This window comes from Caulobacter sp. GW822-FHT07D08, assembly GCF_058798735.1.
In genome coordinates this window covers 21,577-37,231 of sequence record NZ_JBXAKU010000003.1, presented here as the reverse complement: position 1 = coordinate 37,231, position 15,655 = coordinate 21,577, and the positions used below count along the sequence as shown (strand labels likewise).

Sequence of the window (15,655 nt, the reverse complement as noted above, 5' to 3'; positions counted from 1 at the left end):
GACGTCACCTTGCGTCAGGCCGTCGCGGTCACCATCGTGAGGTGATGCGTCCCGCCCCGCCTGTCATCCATCACCCCGCCTTTCGCGCCGAGATGCCGGTCGGGCATCGCTTCCCGATGGACAAGTTCTCGCGCCTGGCCACCGTGCTGGAGGCGGAGGGCGTTCCGGGCCTGGACGGCTTCGCGAAGCCGGAGTTGATCGATGTCGAGACCCTGCTGCTGGCCCACGCCGAAGACTATGTCCGGGGCGTGATCGAGCTGTCCCTGCCGCCGGACGTGGTCCGGCGGATCGGCATGCCCAACACCGACAGCGTCGCCATGCGGGCGAGGGCGGCGAGCGGCGGCACGCTTCTGGCGGCGCGTCTGGCGCTCGAGCAGGGGATCGCCTGCAACACGGCGGGCGGCAGCCATCACGCCTCGGCCGAGAGCGGCGCGGGGTTCTGCGTGTTCAACGACGTGGCGGTGGCGGCCCGGCGGCTTCTGGCCGAAGGCGCGATCGGCAAGGCCCTGGTCGTGGACCTCGACGTTCACCAGGGCGATGGCACGGCGCGGATCTTCGAGGGCGATCCCAGCGTCTTCACGCTGTCGATGCACGCCGAGAAGAACTTCCCGCACCGCAAGGCCACCAGCGATCTCGATGTTGAGCTGGCCGACGGGACGGGCGATGCGGCCTATCTGGAAAAGCTGGGAGAGATCCTGCCGGCGCTGCTGCGCGGCGTCCGGCCGGACATCGTCTTCTTCAATGCGGGCGTCGATCCGCACGCGGACGACAGGCTGGGCCGCCTGTCGCTGACCGACGAGGGTCTTGGGCGACGGGAGGCCTATGTCCTGGGCGCTTGTCTTTCTCTGGAGATCCCCGTGGTCGGGGTCATCGGCGGCGGCTATGACGCGGATATCGATCGTCTGGCGGGCCGCCACGCCATCCTGCATCGGACGGCGAAATCTCTTTATTCTTCGGTAGCTTAGTCGTTCAGTTTGTCGCCATCTCCGTCGAGGCGGCCCTTGCGGGCGGCCCGACGGAGGTTACGCGGCGATCACTTAGAAGCTCGTGACGAGCGAACCGGCGATGATGACGAGCGGCAGAACCGCGAGAACGAGCGAGGCGAAACCGGCGACGGCGTTGGTCTTCATGGTCATGGTCTTGATCCCTGTTTTTCTGTTGTCCGGCGCCCGTTGGCGTCCGGTGATCAGGGATATAGGCGCGGACCCTCGTTAATGCACGTTACTCATGCTTCATGACGCCGATTTAAGAAACTTTGTCGCACCTAACCGGCATTACAGAGGATTAATGTGGTCGTGAAATTTAGTTTTCTGGGAAACATTCTCCTTTTATACCATCGTTCCGGCTTCTGACGATTAATCATCGCTGGGCGCGACGAGGAAGAGTCCCCGCATCGTCGCGATCGGGGCCGACCGGGTCTCCTGCCAGGCCTCGACATGGACGTTGGCGATGCGGCGGCCCAGCTTCTTGATGCTGGCGCGGGCATAGGTGGTCAGCGGCCGGCCCGAGCGCAGATATTCGATCGAGACATCGATCGTGCGCGGCTGGCGCTTCATCGGCGCGGCCACGGAGAGCTGGGCCAGGGCCGTCATCTCCATGAACGCCCCCAGCACCCCGCCGTGGATGGCCGGCAGCATCGGATTGCCGACGATGTGCTGGGCGAACGGCAGGACGGCGGTCATCTCGTCGCCGGCCAACTCGGCCTTGATCCCCAGGAAGCGGGCGTAGGGGATGGAGTCCAGCATCGAGACCAGACGCGTGTCTATATCGCTCATTGGCCGGCGCTCCCGGTCTTGGCCCGCGGTTCGCGCGGCGGCTTGAGGTTGGCGCCCGGCTTCTTGCCGGCGCTGCTGTCGAGCATGAAGGTCGCCTGGCCAGTGGCGACCGGATCCTCGGGATCGCGGTCATAGGCCACGGCGCGGACGAAGGCCACCGAGCGGGTCAGCTTGTAGCAGTGGGCTCTGGCCATGACGTCCAGGCCAGGCTCCGCCGCACGCATGTAGTCGATGCGCAGGTCCAGCGTGGCGATCGAGGTGAAGGTCTCCATGGCCGCGTGCACGGCCTGGCCGCTGGCGTGGTCTAGCAGGGTGGTGACCACCCCGCCGGCGATGACCCCTGTCTCGGGATCGCCGACGATCTCGGGTCGGTAGGGGACCTTCAGGATGGCGACCGCGTCGCCGATCTCCAGGGTGGTGAAGCCCAGCGCCTTGGCCTGTGGGCTGCCCTCGTTCATCGCCGTGGCGATGAGTTTTGTCTGCTCGTGATCGCTCATGCGGATAGGCTTAGAGCCTGTCCGCTTCGGATGGAATCATCCGAAGCGGATAAACAGGCTCGCGCTCTTAAAAGAAGGAACGTGGCAGGCGCTGAAACCGCTGACACTTTCAGCTGCCACGTTCCGGCGCCATAGGCGTTGTCATATCCAGACGTGATCAAGCCAGAAGACCTTCTCTGTCCCCGGCCGGACGGCCTCTACTGTCCGCCGGGAGACTTTTACATAGACCCCGTCCGCCCCGTGGACCGGGCCGTGATCACCCATGGCCACGCCGATCACGCCCGCGCCGGTCACGGGACGGTGGCCGCTACCCCCGAGACGCTGGCGATCATGGCCACGCGCTATGGCGAGGATTTCACGGGTCAGCGACAGGCCCTGCGCTATGGCGACAGCTTCACCCACAACGGGGTCGAGGTGACCCTGGTCCCGGCCGGCCATGTGCTGGGCTCGGCCCAGGCGGTGGTGCGCTGGAGGGGCCTGACCATGGTGGTCTCCGGCGACTACAAGCGCCGCCGCGACCCGACCTGCGCCCGCTTCGAGCCCGTCCCCTGCGACGTGTTCATCACCGAGGCGACCTTCGGCCTGCCGGTGTTCCGCCATCCCGACGACGCCGGTGAGATCCGGAGCCTGCTGGCCTCGGTCGAGCAGTTCCCCGAGCGCTGCCACATCGTCGGGGCCTACGCCCTGGGCAAGGCGCAGCGGGTGATCCGGTTGCTGCGCGAGGGGGGCTGGGACGGGCCGATCTTCGTCCATGGGGCGCTGGAACGGCTGAACGCCCTGTACGAGGCGCATGGCGTGGAGCTTGGCCCGCTGGCCCCCGCCACCGCTTCGGGGCCGAAGGACGCCTTCGCCGGCCAGATCATCGTCGCACCGCCCAGCGCCGTGGCCGACCGCTGGTCGCGACGGTTTCCGGACCCGGTCGACTGCTTCGCCTCGGGCTGGATGCGGGTGCGGGCGCGCGCAAGGCAGCGAGGCGTCGAGCTGCCGCTGATCCTCTCCGACCATGCCGACTGGGACGAGCTGACGGCGACCTTGAGCGAATTGCGTCCCGGCGAGGTCTGGATCACCCACGGCCGCGAGGAAGCGCTGGAGCGCTGGTGCGAACTGGAAGGCCTGCCAGCACGGGCCCTGCGGCTGGTCGGCTACGACGAGGAGGAGGGTGAATAGCCTTCCGGCGCCGCGCCGACATAGCGCGCCCTGGGCCTGATCAGCCGTCCTGTCTGCAACTGCTCGATCGCATGCGCGGCCCAGCCGGCGCTCCGGGCGGTCGCGAACAGGATGAACGGCGCGTCCGGCGGGAGCCTGAGCGTTCGGGCCAGGGTCACAAGCGCGAAGTCGATATTCGGCGCGAGACCGGTCGCGGTCTCGGTCGCCTTGCGCAGGTCGGCCAGCAGGGGCGGGGGCTCGAAGGCGGCCAGCAGCGCCGCCGCGCGCGGATCGCCGTCGGGATAGAGCGGATGGTCGAAGCCCGGCATCGAGGCGCCGCGCGCGAGCCTGGCGGACACGGCATGCTCGCCATTCCGCCGCTCGGCCTCCTCGACGAAGGCCTCGACCCTGGCGGCCATGCCGCCGTGCAGGGGTCCCGACAGCGCCGAGAGTCCCGCCAGGCAGGCCGCCGACAGCGACGCCCCGGTCGAGGCCGCCACGCGCGCGGCGAAGGTCGAGGCGTTCAGTTCGTGATCGGCCAGCAGCACCAGGGTTCGGCGGACAAGATCGGCGCCGGCGGCGTCCAGGCCCCAGGCGGCGGCGAAGCGAGCGTGCGCCGGGCCTTCCCCTGTCTGGCCGGTGGCGGCGTCGACCACGGCCTCCAGCAGGTCGGCGGCTTCCATGGCCAGGGCCAGGGGCGCGCGGCCCCGGGCGGGCGGTTCTCGGCCGGCGCGGGCGGCCAGGGTCAGGAACATTCGGGCGCGGGCGCTGTCGGCGTCGAGCGGCTCCGGGCGGCGAGAGGTCTTCAGGGCCGCGCCATGGCCCCCACGCAGCAGCCGGCCGACGTTCTCGAGAGTCTGGCCTTGCTCGGCCAGGTGAACGGCGTCGTGGCCGCGATACCAGAGCCGGCCGCCGGCCACGGTGGTGATCGCCGAGGGCAGCACCGGCTCGCCCCAAGCGATGGCCTCGGCCGCGACGTCGGCGGCGCGGCGGCCGCGGGCCTTCTTCTGGGCCAGGGCGGCGACGTCCGAGGCGCGATAGAGGCTGCGGCGAGGGTCGCGCGGATGGGCGGCGGCCTCGATCCGGCCCCGGCTGACATAGGCATAAAGGGTCTGAGGCCGGATCCCCAGCCGCTCCAGAACCTGATCCGCGTCGAGCCAATCCGCCATATAGATTGATTATATTGATCAAGATTGACGATCAACCGTCGTCGCCGTCTTTTCAGGCCGAAAGAGAGGAGACCGCACATGTCTGATGGTCTTGAGGGCGTCATCGCTGCCCGCACCGTTCTGTCCGATGTCGACGGGGCCAAGGGCCGCCTGGTGATCCGGGGCTATGCCGTCGAGGATTTGTCGGGCCGCACCCGCTATGAGGAGGCCGCCCATCTGCTGTTCGACGGCTTTTTCGAGGATGCGCCCAGTGATCTGGCGCCGGCCCTGGGCGAGGCCCGGGTCCGGGCTTTCGACGAGGTCGCGGCCCTGGACGAGGGCCTGGCCCGCCGCGATCCGGTCGAGGCCATGCGCGCCCTGCTGGCCCGCCTGCCCGACGGCGACGACCTGCCGACAGCCCTGCTGCTGATCGCCGCCCCGGCCGTCTTCACCCCCGCCGTGCTGCGCGTCGCGAAAGGCGAAAGTCCGGTCGCGCCCGATCCGGCCCTGTCGCACGCCGCCGATATCCTGCGCATGACGCGCGGGACGCCCGCCACCGACGCCGAGGCGGCCGCTCTGGACGCCTATCTGGTCACGGTCTGCGACCACGGCCTCAACGCTTCGACCTTCGCCGCCCGCGTGGTGGCCTCGACCCGCGCCGGCCTGACCTCGGCCGTGCTGGCCGGGCTGTCGGCCCTGAAGGGCCCGCTGCACGGCGGCGCGCCGGGACCGGTGATCGAGATGCTGGACGAGATCGGAACGCCTGAGAACGCTCGTCCTTGGTTGGAGAAGGCCCTGGCGCGCGGCGATCGGCTGATGGGCTTCGGCCATCGCATCTATCGCGTCCGGGACCCTCGCGCCGACGCCCTGAAGACGGCCGTGCGCAAGCTGGGGGCGGCGTCCGGCGGCCTGCCCGGTCGCCTGGCCTTCGCCGAGGCTGTTGAGCAGGCCGCCCTGGAAATCCTGCGCGAGCACAAGCCCGACCGGCCGCTAGACACCAATGTCGAGTTCTATACGGCGCTGCTGCTTGAGGCCCTTGGCCTGCCGCCGTCCAGCTTCACCTGCGTCTTCGCCATGGGTCGTGTCTCCGGCTGGCTGGCTCACGCTCGGGAACAACTGGCGGGCGGACGGCTGATCCGGCCGCAGTCGATCTATGTGGGACCCGAGGTGCGCGCCGCCGCTTAGCGTTGCACGCTCGCGAGTCGTTCGCGCTGGGGCGGGCGAGACCGCCTTGCTAAGCTGTGGCCATGACCCTCTCCGCCACTTCGCCCGAAACGCGCGCCGCCACTCGTCGGGTGGCCCTCCTGTCGGTCGCGGTCGCGGCGATCCTGATCGTGGTCAAGGCGATCGCCTGGCGGATGAGCGACTCGGTGGCGATCCTGGCCTCGCTGTCGGATTCGGCCCTCGATCTGGTCGCGTCGCTGATCACGGTCTATGCGGTGCGCTACGCGGCCGAGCCGCCGGACGCCGAGCACCGCTTCGGCCACGGCAAGGCGGAAGCCTTTTCCAGCCTGATGCAGGGCGGCCTGGTCTTCGCGTCCGGCGCCCTGATCGGACGGGAGGCGATCGGCGCCCTGCTGCATCCGCGTCCCGTCCAGCACGGCCTGGCCGGCGTGGTGGTGATGATCGTCTCGATCGGCCTGACCCTGGCCCTGATCACGGCCCAGACCCGGGTGGTGAAGGCCAGCGGCTCGATCGCCATCTCCGGAGACCGGGCCCACTACGCCGCCGATCTCGCCTCGAACGCCGTCGCCTTGGTCGGCGTCGGCGCGGCGACATGGCTAGGCCTGGCCTGGATCGATTCCGCCGCCGGCTTGCTGGTGGCGCTGTGGTTGATCTGGGGCGCGATCGGCGTCTTCCGCGAAGCTTCGGCCCAGTTGATGGACCAGGAACTGCCCGAGACCGAACGTGAGCGGATCGTGCTCCTGGCCACCACCGATCCGCGCGTTCTGGGCGTTCACCAACTGCGCACCCGCGCCTCTGGTCCTTACGTCCATATTCAGATGCACGCCGACCTGGCCGCGGACATCTCGCTGGCCGAGGCGCACACCATCATCGTCGCCGCCGAGAACCGGCTGCTGGAGGCGTTCCCGTCGGCCGACATCATCATTCACCCCGACCCGAGGGGGCTGGCCGAGAAGCACGGCGGCGTCTTCGCCGAAACGGTCGAGGGTTGAGTTCTCCGAGCCGGTGAGAGTACGGAACCGTATGGACGACGCCCTTTCTCACCTTCCCCGCGCCTTCGCCGACAAGACCGTGCTGGTCCTCGGCGACGTGATGCTGGACCGCTTCATCTACGGCGCGGTCGACCGCATCTCGCCCGAGGCGCCGGTGCCGGTGATCGCGGTCGAGAAGGAAACCGCCATGCTGGGCGGCGCGGGCAATGTCGCCCGCAACGTCGCGGCCCTCGGCGCCAAGGCGGTGCTGATCGGTCTGGTGGGCAAGGACGACGCCGGCGCGGCCCTGCGCGGCATGATCGACGCCGAACCGGGCCTGGAGGCCGAACTGGTCATCGACGCCAAGCGGCGCACGACCGAGAAGGTCCGCTACATCTCCGGCTCGCATCAGATGCTGCGCGTCGACCGCGAGGATCGTGGTCCGGGTGACGGCGCGGCGCTGCTCTCCGCCTTCAAGGCCCGTCTGTCCGCCGCCGACGTGGTGGTGCTGTCCGACTACGCCAAGGGCGTGTTGACCGCCGAGGTGGTGCGTGGGGCGATCGCCGCCGCCCGCGCGGCCGGCAAGCCGGTGATCGTCGATCCCAAGAGCCGCGACTTCGCCCGCTACGACGGCGCCACTCTGATCAAGCCCAACCGCAAGGAGGCCGCCGAGGCCACCGGCATCGTCGACAATTCGGACGAGGCTTCGGAAGACGCCGGCGCGGCGATCCTGGCCATGGCGCCGGCCCTGGAGGCGGCCCTGATCACGCGTGGCGGGGCCGGCATGACCCTGTCGGTGCGCGGCCAGCCGCACGTTCATCTGCCGGCCACGGCGGTCGAGGTGTTCGACGTCTCCGGCGCCGGCGACACCGTGGCCGCGACTCTGGCCCTGGCCGTGGCGGCAGGCGCGAGCCTGGCCGACGCCGCGCACCTGGCTAACCTGGCCGGCGGCCTGGTCGTCGCCAAGCTGGGCACCGACGTCGTCACCGCCGCGGAGCTGATGGCCATCGCCGGTTCCGCTGGGGGCGAGCCCGGTGAGATCAAGATCGCCGACCGCGACCAGGCCCGACGGATCGTCGAGGGCTGGCGCGCGCGCGGCCTGAAGGTCGGGTTCACCAACGGCTGCTTCGATCTGCTCCACCCCGGCCATGTCTCGCTGCTCAGCCAGGCCAAGGCCGCCTGCGACCGGCTGATCGTCGGCCTCAACACCGACGCCTCGGTCTCCAAGCTGAAGGGGCCGAGCCGGCCGGTGCAAAAGGAGCAGGGGCGCGCCACGGTGCTGGCCTCGCTGTCGTCGGTGGACCTGGTGGTGCTGTTCGGCGAGGAGACGCCGCTGGCGCTGATCGAGGCCTTCCGCCCCGACGTACTGGTCAAGGGCGCGGACTACACGGTCGAGACGGTGGTCGGGTCCGATGTCGTGCTCGGCTACGGCGGCAAGGTTATTCTGGCCGAGCTCAAGCAAGGCCAGAGCACGACCAATCTCATTGCTCGGATGAACAGCTAAATCTGAGAAAGAGCCGCACAAAGGCCTGCTTTTCTTGGGTAAACCCCGTTCGGCAATCTCTTATTAAGCAAAGCGGCGCATCGCTCTTTCGATGCAGCCTGAGCGCACCTGGGCATGAGCGTCGAACGCACCCTACACCATTTCCCTCTCGACCCCGCCTCGCGACAGGTGCGTCTGGCGCTGGGCGAGAAGCGGCTGCCGTTCCTCGAGATCCAGGTTCGCTACTGGGAAATGCCGCCGGAGTTCACCTCGCTGAACCCGTCGGGCATGCCGCCGGTGCTGGTCGAGACCCGCCACCAGCGCAACCTCGTCGTCTGCGAGACCCGCGCGATCCTCGAGCACATCGAGGAGACCGAGACCGAGCCGCCGTTGCTGGGCCGCGATCCGGCCGAGCGCGCCGAGGCGCGCCGCCTGCTGCAGTGGTTCGACCGCAAGTTCGACAACGAGGTCAACGGCTTCCTTCTGCACGAGAAGATGGAAAAGCGACTGCTGCGCATGGGCGCGCCGGATCTGGCCGCCCTGCGCCAGGGTCGCGAGGCGCTGCGCATGCACCTGGGCTATATCGACGGCCTGTTGCAGACCCGCGACTGGCTGGCCGGTCGCCGTATGAGTCTGGCCGACTTCGCCGCCGCCGCGCACCTTTCCGTCATCGACTATTTCGGCGACGTGCCGTGGAAGGACTTCTCGACGGCGAAGACCTGGTACATGAAGCTGAAGTCGAGGCCGGCCTTCCGTCCGATCCTGGCCGACCGCTGGCCCGGCCTCGCGCCGGCCGCGCATTATGACGACCTCGACTTCTGAGTTCTCGCCGCAAGCGATCAAGGACGAGATCCGCGCCGAGGCCCTGACTCTCGGCTTCTCGACCTGCGGCTTCGCCGACGCGGCCGCCGCCTGGCCCAATGGCGAATGGCTGAAGGCCTTCGTCGAGGCCGAGCGCCATGGCGACATGGGCTGGATGGAAGAGACGCTGGAGCGACGCTCACACCCCACGGCCATGTGGGCTGAAGCCAGGTCGGCGGTGGTGCTGGGCGTCAACTACGGCCCTGACCTCGATCCGCTGGAGCAACTGGGGCGCGCCGACCATGCCGCCATCTCGGTCTACGCCCAGGGCGATGACTATCACGATGTGATCAAGAAGCGGCTGAAGCTGCTGGCCGGCTGGATGCATCGCCGGTTCGGGAACGACGTGAAGGTCTTCGTCGACACCGCCCCCTTGATGGAAAAGCCGCTGGCCCAGCGCGCGGGGCTGGGCTGGCAGGGCAAGCACACCAATCTCGTCTCGCGACAGTTCGGCTCGTGGCTGTTCCTGGGCAGCGTGCTGACCACGCTCGATCTGCCGCCGGATGAAGCCGAGGTCGATCACTGCGGCCGGTGCAGCGCCTGCCTCGACATCTGCCCGACGAAAGCCTTTCCAGCCCCACGCCAGCTGGACGCGCGGCGATGCCTCTCGTACCTGACCATTGAGCTCGCCGGTCCGATCCCGGCGGAGTTCCGGCCGGCGATGGGCAACCGGATCTATGGCTGCGACGACTGCCTGGCGGTGTGCCCCTGGAACAAGTTCGCGTCGCTGTCGAGCGAGGCCAAGCTGCAGGCGCGCCAGGAACTGCGCCAGCCAACCCTGGCCGAACTGGCGGTCCTGGACGACGCGGCGTTCCGGGCGCTGTTCTCGAAGAACCCGATCAAGCGGATCGGTCGCGATCGCTTCGTGCGCAACGTGCTCTACGCGATCGGCAACAGCGGCGATGTGGGCCTGATGGCGGTGGTCGAGCCGCTTCTGGCCGATCCCGCGCCGGTGGTGCGCGGCGCGGCCGTGTGGGCCGCGCGGCGACTGCTCGCGGACGCCTCGGCCCTGAAGCGCGCCGAGGACGATCCCGAGGTATTGGCCGAGTGGACCTAGGCCTTCAGCAGATCCTCGATGGCGACACGGGCGGCGGCGCCCAGTTCCGGATTGGCCAGGGCCAGGGCGACATTGGCCCGCAGCAGGCCGATCTTGTCGCCGCAGTCGTAGGTGACGCCTTCGTATTCCAGGGCGTGGAAGTCCTGGGTGGTCAGCAGCTTCAGCATCGAGTCGGTCAGCTGGATCTCGTTGCCGGCGCCCTTCTCCTGGCTGGCCAGCAGGTCGAAGATCTCGGGCTGCAGGATGTAGCGGCCGCTGATGAACAGGTTCGAGGGCTCCGTGCCCTTCGGCGGCTTCTCGACCATGCCGGTCATGCGGTTCAGGCGGCCGTCCTGGCCGTCCAGCGCGACGATGCCGTACTGGTGGGCCTGGCCCTCGGGGCAGGGCTCGACCACGACGATGTTGCCGCCGACCTGGTCATAGGCCTCGATGGCCTGGGCCAGGGCCGACTTCTGGGCGTGCATGACCATGTCGGGCAGCATGACCGCGAAGGGCTCGTCGCCGATGATGTCGCGGGCGCACCACACCGCGTGGCCCAGGCCCAGCGGGGCCATCTGGCGCACGAAGCTCATCTCGCCCGGCTTGGGCAGCTCCGCCAGCAGTTCGTCGAGCAGGGCGGTCTTGCCCTTGGCGGCCAGGGCGGCTTCCAGCTCGACCTGGTGGTCGAAATAGTCCTCGATCGCGCCCTTGTTGCGGCCCGTCACGAAGACGAAGTGCTCGATGCCGGCCGCGCGGCCTTCGGCGATGATGTAGGACAGGATCGGCCGGTCGACGACGTTCAGCAGTTCCTTCGGGGTGGTCTTCGTGCCGGGCAGCACGCGGGTGCCAAAGCCCGCGACGGGAAGGACGGCTTTACGAACGGGTTTCATGAGCGGCTCGTCTGATGTTCGGGAGGCCGTTCTAAGAGGGGCCGCCAGCGAAAGCCACCACTGTTCCGTGAAATCGCCGTCCGCGCGGGTCAATGCTTGCACGGAGATGGAATCGCGGGCGGTCCGTGCTAGCTGGACGGCCTGAACGTTTGAGGTCTGCCATGCATCGCCGCGCTCTTCTCATCACCCTCGCCGCCGCTGGCCTGGCCCTGGCCGCCTGCGGGCCTAGCAAGAAGGCGCAGGAAAACCTTTCCATCGCCGACGAATTCATGGCCAAGAACGCCAAGGAGCCCGGCGTCGTCACCCTACCGCAGGGCCTGCAATACAAGGTGGTGCGCGAAGGTCCGCAGGGCGGCCTGCACCCGACGCAAGCCGACGAGGTCAAGGTCCACTACGAGGGCAAGCTGCTGGACGGCACGGTGTTCGACTCCAGCTACGAGCGCGGCGTGCCGGCGGTGTTCCCGCTGGACGGCCTGGTCCCGGCCTGGGTCATCGCCCTGCAGCGCATGAAGGCCGGCGACGAATGGATCCTCTACGTGCCGCCGGCCCTGGGCTATGGCGCGCAGGACAAGGGCCCGATCCCGGCCAACAGCGTGATGATCTTCAAGATCGAACTGCTGGACGTGAACCGGCTGGGCCCGGGCAAGCCGAAGGAATAGGTCGCCTTAGACAACCCGCGGCGGGTAGCCGCTCTCGCGCAGGGCGTTCATCACGTCCTGGGTGTGCTGGGCGTCGCGGGTCTCGATGGTAATGTCGAACTCCGCGCCCTTGGCCGGCACGTCCAGGGCCAGGCGGTTGTGGTTGACCTCGATGATGTTGGCGCCCATCGCGCCGATCACGCTGGCCACGGTCGACAGCAGGCCCGGGCGATCGTCGCCGATGATCCGCAGGCTGATCAGGCGCTGGGCGCGGACCAGTTCGCGGGTCAGAACCGAGGCCAGCAGGCGGGTGTCGATATTGCCGCCGCACAGGATCAGGCCGCACTTCTTGCCCCGGAAGCGTTCCGGATAGGCCAGCAGGGCCGCCAGCGAGGCCGCCCCCGCCCCTTCAGCAATGGTCTTCTCGACATTGCAATACAGCGCCACGGCCTGCTCGATATACGGCTCTTCCAGCAGCAGTACGTCGTCGATCAGCGGGCGGGCGACGCCATAGGTCAGGTCGCCGACCGTCTTGACCGCCACGCCTTCAGCGATGGTCTGGCCGCCACAATGGGCGGTGATGCCGCGCATCTTGGCGGTGAAGGACGGGTACATCGCCGGCTCGCAGCCGATGATGTGGATGTCGGGCTTCAGCGCCTTGGCCGCCGTGGCCACGCCGCTGATCAGGCCGCCGCCGCCGATCGGCACGGGCAGCACTTCCAGGTCCGGCGCGTCTTCCAGCATCTCCAGGGCGATCGTGCCCTGGCCGGCCATGATGTCGTAGTCGTCGAACGGGTGGACGAAGGTCAGGCCCTGCTCGTCGCGCAGCTTGCGGGCGTGGGCGTTGGCGTCGTCATAGGTCTCGCCCTCGATGATCACGGTCGCGCCAAAGTCGCGGGTGTGCTGCACCTTCACGAACGGCGTGGTGCGCGGCATGACGATGGTGACGGGCACCCCGAGGCGAGCGCCGTGATAGGCAAGGCCCTGGGCGTGGTTGCCGGCGCTGGCGGCGATGACGCCCTTGGCCTTCTCGGCGTCCGACAGCAGCATCAGCTTGTTCAGCGCGCCGCGCTCCTTGTAGGCGGCGGTGAACTGCAGGTTCTCGAATTTCACCCACACCTCGGCGCCGGTGATCTTCGACAGCGTCTTGGAGTGGCGGCACGGGGTGCGCTCGATCTGACCCTTCAGGCGGCCGGCGGCGGCTTGGATGGCGGCAAGGTCGAGGGTCATCGGGTCAGCACTCTGTCGCGGCGAGGAACGAGCCGTGGCGGGCGTCTAACACGGTCGAGCCGCCAAAACACCCCTTGGCCGCGCCCCTTAGGGCGCTTCGCGCAGCAGGTTTTCTATCGCCGCCCAGGCTTCCGGTTCGGTCAGCATCGGGGCGTGGCCCACGCCGGGGACCTCGGCATAGGCCATGTGGGGCGCGGCGGCGCGCATGCGCTCGGCGATGGCGGGGTCGATCAGGTCCGAGATTCCGCCGCGCACCAGCAGCAGGGGGCGGTCCTTCGCCAGGGCGCGGAACAGCGGATACATGTCCGGCGGCGCCAGGGCCTGCCCTCCCTTTGGGCCGCCTTCGGCCTGCGACTTCGCGGCCGCTTCGGCGGCGGCCTTGATCGGGGCCGAGATGTCGGGGTCGTAGGCCAGGACGTAGCCGCCGTCCTTTTCATCGAACAGGCGGCGAGCGAAGACGTCCCAATCCTCGGCCGCGTAGTCGGGGAAGGCGGCCTCGTTGATCGCCTTGGCGTAGGCGACGGCGTCGTCCCAGGTCTCGAACCGGCTGGCCGTGCCGGTGTAGCCGGCGATGCGAGCCAGGCCGACAGGCGACAGTTCGGGGCCGACATCGTTCAACACGGCGGCGGCGATGGCCTCGGGCTTCAGCGAGGTCAGCACCATGGTGATCAGCCCGCCCATGCTGGTGCCGACGAACACCGCCTTCTCGATCCCGGCCGCCGCCAGCAGCGACAGCACGTCGGCCGCGTAGGTCCCCGGGTGGTAGTTCATCGGGTTCGGATCGCGCGCCGACAGGCCCCGGCCGCGCACGTCGACCGCCAGAACCCGGCGGCCCGTGGCGGCGATCCTCGGGGCCAGGTCCTCGAAGTCGCGGGCGTTGCGGGTCAGGCCGTGGATGCAGATCACCGGCAGCTTCTGGGCCTCGCCGCCAGAAACGCCCATTGGGGCGTAGTCACGGGCGTGCAGCGGCAGGCCTTCGTGCGAAGTCCAGAAAAAGTCGGTGAACGCGATCATTCCACACTCCGATTTCCCCGGCGAATGCCGGGGCCCAGATCGAACCCACCAGACTTGGTGCGCTTGGTCGAGGCCTGTGGCGCGAGAACCCCAAACTCTCCGGGTGAATCTGGGCCCCGGCATTCGCTGGGGAGGTCGGGTTTTGAAATTAATAAACGAACGGTGAGTCGATCTCGCTCAGCAGCGGCGCGGCGTTGTCGCGGTCGTTGGCGGTGATCTCCGTAACCGGGACCGGCCAATCGATGCCGATGGCCGGGTCGCTCCAGCGCACCGCGCCTTCGGCGGCCGGGGCATAATAGCCGGTGACCTTGTAGAGCACCTCGCAGGCGTCGGTCAGGGTGACGTAGCCGTGAGCGAAGCCCTTGGGCACCAGCAGCTGCTGGCGGTTCTCGGCCGACAGCTCGGCCCCGACCCACTGGCCGTAGGTCGGCGAGCCTCGGCGGATATCCACCGCGACGTCGAAGATCGACCCGACCACGCAGCGCAGCAGCTTGTCCTGAGCGTGCGGCGGCTTCTGGTAATGCAGGCCACGCTGGATGCCGCGCGTTGTGGAGCGGACATGATTGTCCTGGACGAACGCAGCCTTGAAACCGGCCTCCTCCAGCGCCGACTGACGGAACGTCTCGGAAAACCAGCCCCGCTCATCGCCATGGCGCGCGGGCGTGATAAGCAGCACTTCGGGGATCGCCAGCGGCGTGATCTTCATGACGCGTATTTGCCTTGAGAAACGAACCGGCCACCGATGCCGCCTGAGACGATGGAAAACAAGACCGGCCCGCTCGTTAGCGTGATCATCGTCTCCTACCAGAGCGGACCGACCCTGGAGCCGTGCCTGGACAGGCTGGCGGCTCAGACCTTCCGCGACTTCGAGACGATCCTGATCGACAACGCCTCGACCGACGGCGCGCCGCAGGCGGCGGCCAAGGCCCATCCATGGGTCGATTTCGTCGAGGCGGGCGCCAATCTGGGTTTCGCGGCCGGCAACAACTTCGCGGCCCGGCGGGCCAAGGGGCGCTGGCTGGTCCTGCTGAACCCCGACGCCTATGCCGAGCCGGGGTGGCTGGCCGAGTTGATGGCGGGCGTCAAGCGCCACCCGAGCGTGAAGAGTTTCGCCTCGCTGCAGCTGTCGGCCGATCAGCCGGGCCTGCTGGACGGGGCCGGCGACAATGTCACCAGCGCGGGCATACCGTTCCGGGGCGGGTATGGCCGCAAGGCGCCGGCGGTCCTACCCGAGGGCGAGGTGTTCTCGGCCTGCGGCGCGGCGATGCTGATCGATCGTGAGCTGTTCCTCGCGGTCGGAGGCTTCGACGAGCGCTACTTCTGCTACTGCGAGGACGTCGACCTGGGCTATCGCCTGCGCCTCTACGACTATCCGACCCTGCTGCTGCCCAAGGCCAAGGTCGCCCATGTCGGTTCGGCCAGCACGGGCGTGCGGTCGGACTTCTCGATCTTCCACGGCTCGCGCAACCGGATCTGGACCTTCGTCAAGAACACGCCCGGCTGGCTGTTTCCGGTCACCTTGCCCCTGCACGTGGCGGTGACGGCGGGCCTGCTTCTGCTGCACTGGCGGCGTGGCGACGTCGCTCCGGCTATCCGGGGCATCAAGGCGGCGCTGAAACGCGAGGATCTGGATCAGGTGTTCGCGGATCGCAAGGCGATCCAGGCCAGGCGCAAGGCCTCGCCCGGCGCGATCCTGAGGGTGATGTCGATCGACCCGGCCGCGTTCATCGGCCGGCGGTTCGTCATTCGAAAATGGCGAGGCGCCTAGCCCTAACCCCGAT

The 15,655-nt window shown here is 68.6% G+C and carries 17 protein-coding genes; 9 read left to right on the top strand and 8 right to left on the bottom strand.

Annotation, left to right across the window (positions count from 1 at the left end):
* Positions 1-44: 44 nt before the first annotated feature.
* On the top strand, positions 45-965 hold the full coding sequence (locus tag AC1RJ9_RS06695) for a histone deacetylase family protein (protein ID WP_492839070.1): 921 nt from the start codon (positions 45-47) through the stop codon (positions 963-965).
* Positions 966-1,037: 72 nt separating this feature from the next.
* On the opposite strand, the gene AC1RJ9_RS06690 is transcribed toward AC1RJ9_RS06695, so the two are convergent.
* From AC1RJ9_RS06690 to AC1RJ9_RS06680, 3 genes are all read right to left on the bottom strand, one after another.
* Positions 1,038-1,136: a hypothetical protein gene (locus tag AC1RJ9_RS06690; RefSeq protein ID WP_492102525.1), complete on the bottom strand. Its 99-nt coding sequence runs from the start codon at positions 1,134-1,136 to the stop codon at positions 1,038-1,040.
* A gap of 219 nt (positions 1,137-1,355) precedes the next feature.
* Positions 1,356-1,775 carry a PaaI family thioesterase gene (locus AC1RJ9_RS06685; protein WP_492839072.1) on the bottom strand — a complete coding sequence of 140 codons (420 nt, stop codon included), beginning with the start codon at positions 1,773-1,775 and terminating at the stop codon, positions 1,356-1,358.
* The gene (locus AC1RJ9_RS06680) at positions 1,772-2,272 is read right to left on the bottom strand and encodes a PaaI family thioesterase (protein WP_492839074.1); all 501 of its coding nucleotides are present in this window, start codon (positions 2,270-2,272) and stop codon (positions 1,772-1,774) included. Before AC1RJ9_RS06680 ends, AC1RJ9_RS06685 begins: the two co-directional genes overlap by 4 nt.
* A gap of 138 nt (positions 2,273-2,410) precedes the next feature.
* On the opposite strand from AC1RJ9_RS06680, the gene AC1RJ9_RS06675 reads away from it, so the two are divergent.
* A complete protein-coding gene (locus AC1RJ9_RS06675) occupies positions 2,411-3,439 on the top strand; it encodes a ligase-associated DNA damage response exonuclease (protein WP_492839076.1) in 1,029 nt (342 codons plus the stop codon).
* Here AC1RJ9_RS06675 and AC1RJ9_RS06670 read toward each other — a convergent pair.
* Positions 3,415-4,587: a citrate/2-methylcitrate synthase gene (locus tag AC1RJ9_RS06670; protein WP_492839078.1), complete on the bottom strand. Its 1,173-nt coding sequence runs from the start codon at positions 4,585-4,587 to the stop codon at positions 3,415-3,417. The two genes, AC1RJ9_RS06675 and AC1RJ9_RS06670, sit on opposite strands and share 25 nt — an antisense overlap.
* A 78-nt stretch (positions 4,588-4,665) precedes the next feature.
* On the opposite strand from AC1RJ9_RS06670, the gene AC1RJ9_RS06665 reads away from it, so the two are divergent.
* The 5 genes from AC1RJ9_RS06665 to queG all read left to right on the top strand — a co-directional run bounded on the left by AC1RJ9_RS06665 (position 4,666) and on the right by queG (position 10,123).
* Positions 4,666-5,751, top strand: coding sequence for a citrate synthase/methylcitrate synthase (locus AC1RJ9_RS06665; RefSeq protein WP_492839080.1), 1,086 nt, complete (start codon positions 4,666-4,668; stop codon positions 5,749-5,751).
* A gap of 62 nt (positions 5,752-5,813) precedes the next feature.
* Entirely contained in the window at positions 5,814-6,743 is a 930-nt protein-coding gene (locus tag AC1RJ9_RS06660; protein ID WP_492839082.1) for a cation diffusion facilitator family transporter, read from the top strand.
* Between the two features lie 31 nt (positions 6,744-6,774).
* Positions 6,775-8,226 carry a D-glycero-beta-D-manno-heptose-7-phosphate kinase gene (rfaE1, locus tag AC1RJ9_RS06655; protein ID WP_492839084.1) on the top strand — a complete coding sequence of 484 codons (1,452 nt, stop codon included), beginning with the start codon at positions 6,775-6,777 and terminating at the stop codon, positions 8,224-8,226.
* A 114-nt stretch (positions 8,227-8,340) separates the two neighbouring features.
* Positions 8,341-9,027, top strand: a complete 687-nt coding sequence (gene fzlA / locus AC1RJ9_RS06650) for an FtsZ-binding protein FzlA (protein ID WP_492839086.1) — start codon at positions 8,341-8,343, stop codon at positions 9,025-9,027.
* Positions 9,008-10,123, top strand: coding sequence for a tRNA epoxyqueuosine(34) reductase QueG (queG, locus tag AC1RJ9_RS06645; RefSeq protein WP_492839088.1), 1,116 nt, complete (start codon positions 9,008-9,010; stop codon positions 10,121-10,123). The genes fzlA and queG overlap by 20 nt, the downstream gene beginning before the upstream one ends.
* Here the strand turns inward: queG and AC1RJ9_RS06640 are convergent.
* Positions 10,120-10,992 carry a UTP--glucose-1-phosphate uridylyltransferase gene (locus AC1RJ9_RS06640; protein WP_492839090.1) on the bottom strand — a complete coding sequence of 291 codons (873 nt, stop codon included), beginning with the start codon at positions 10,990-10,992 and terminating at the stop codon, positions 10,120-10,122. The genes queG and AC1RJ9_RS06640 overlap by 4 nt on opposite strands.
* A 161-nt stretch (positions 10,993-11,153) precedes the next feature.
* On the opposite strand from AC1RJ9_RS06640, the gene bamJ reads away from it, so the two are divergent.
* A complete protein-coding gene (gene bamJ / locus AC1RJ9_RS06635) occupies positions 11,154-11,651 on the top strand; it encodes a BamJ family beta-barrel-assembly machinery protein (RefSeq protein ID WP_492839091.1) in 498 nt (165 codons plus the stop codon).
* Positions 11,652-11,657: 6 nt separating this feature from the next.
* On the opposite strand, the gene AC1RJ9_RS06630 is transcribed toward bamJ, so the two are convergent.
* The 3 genes from AC1RJ9_RS06630 to rfbC all read right to left on the bottom strand — a co-directional run bounded on the left by AC1RJ9_RS06630 (position 11,658) and on the right by rfbC (position 14,580).
* Positions 11,658-12,860, bottom strand: a complete 1,203-nt coding sequence (locus AC1RJ9_RS06630) for a threonine ammonia-lyase (protein ID WP_492839093.1) — start codon at positions 12,858-12,860, stop codon at positions 11,658-11,660.
* 87 nt (positions 12,861-12,947) lie between these two features.
* Positions 12,948-13,874, bottom strand: a complete 927-nt coding sequence (locus tag AC1RJ9_RS06625; protein WP_492839094.1) for an alpha/beta fold hydrolase — start codon at positions 13,872-13,874, stop codon at positions 12,948-12,950.
* 148 nt (positions 13,875-14,022) lie between these two features.
* The gene (gene rfbC / locus AC1RJ9_RS06620; protein ID WP_492839096.1) at positions 14,023-14,580 is read right to left on the bottom strand and encodes a dTDP-4-dehydrorhamnose 3,5-epimerase; all 558 of its coding nucleotides are present in this window, start codon (positions 14,578-14,580) and stop codon (positions 14,023-14,025) included.
* Between the two features lie 36 nt (positions 14,581-14,616).
* On the opposite strand from rfbC, the gene AC1RJ9_RS06615 reads away from it, so the two are divergent.
* Entirely contained in the window at positions 14,617-15,642 is a 1,026-nt protein-coding gene (locus AC1RJ9_RS06615; protein ID WP_492839098.1) for a glycosyltransferase family 2 protein, read from the top strand.
* Positions 15,643-15,655: the final 13 nt, after the last annotated feature.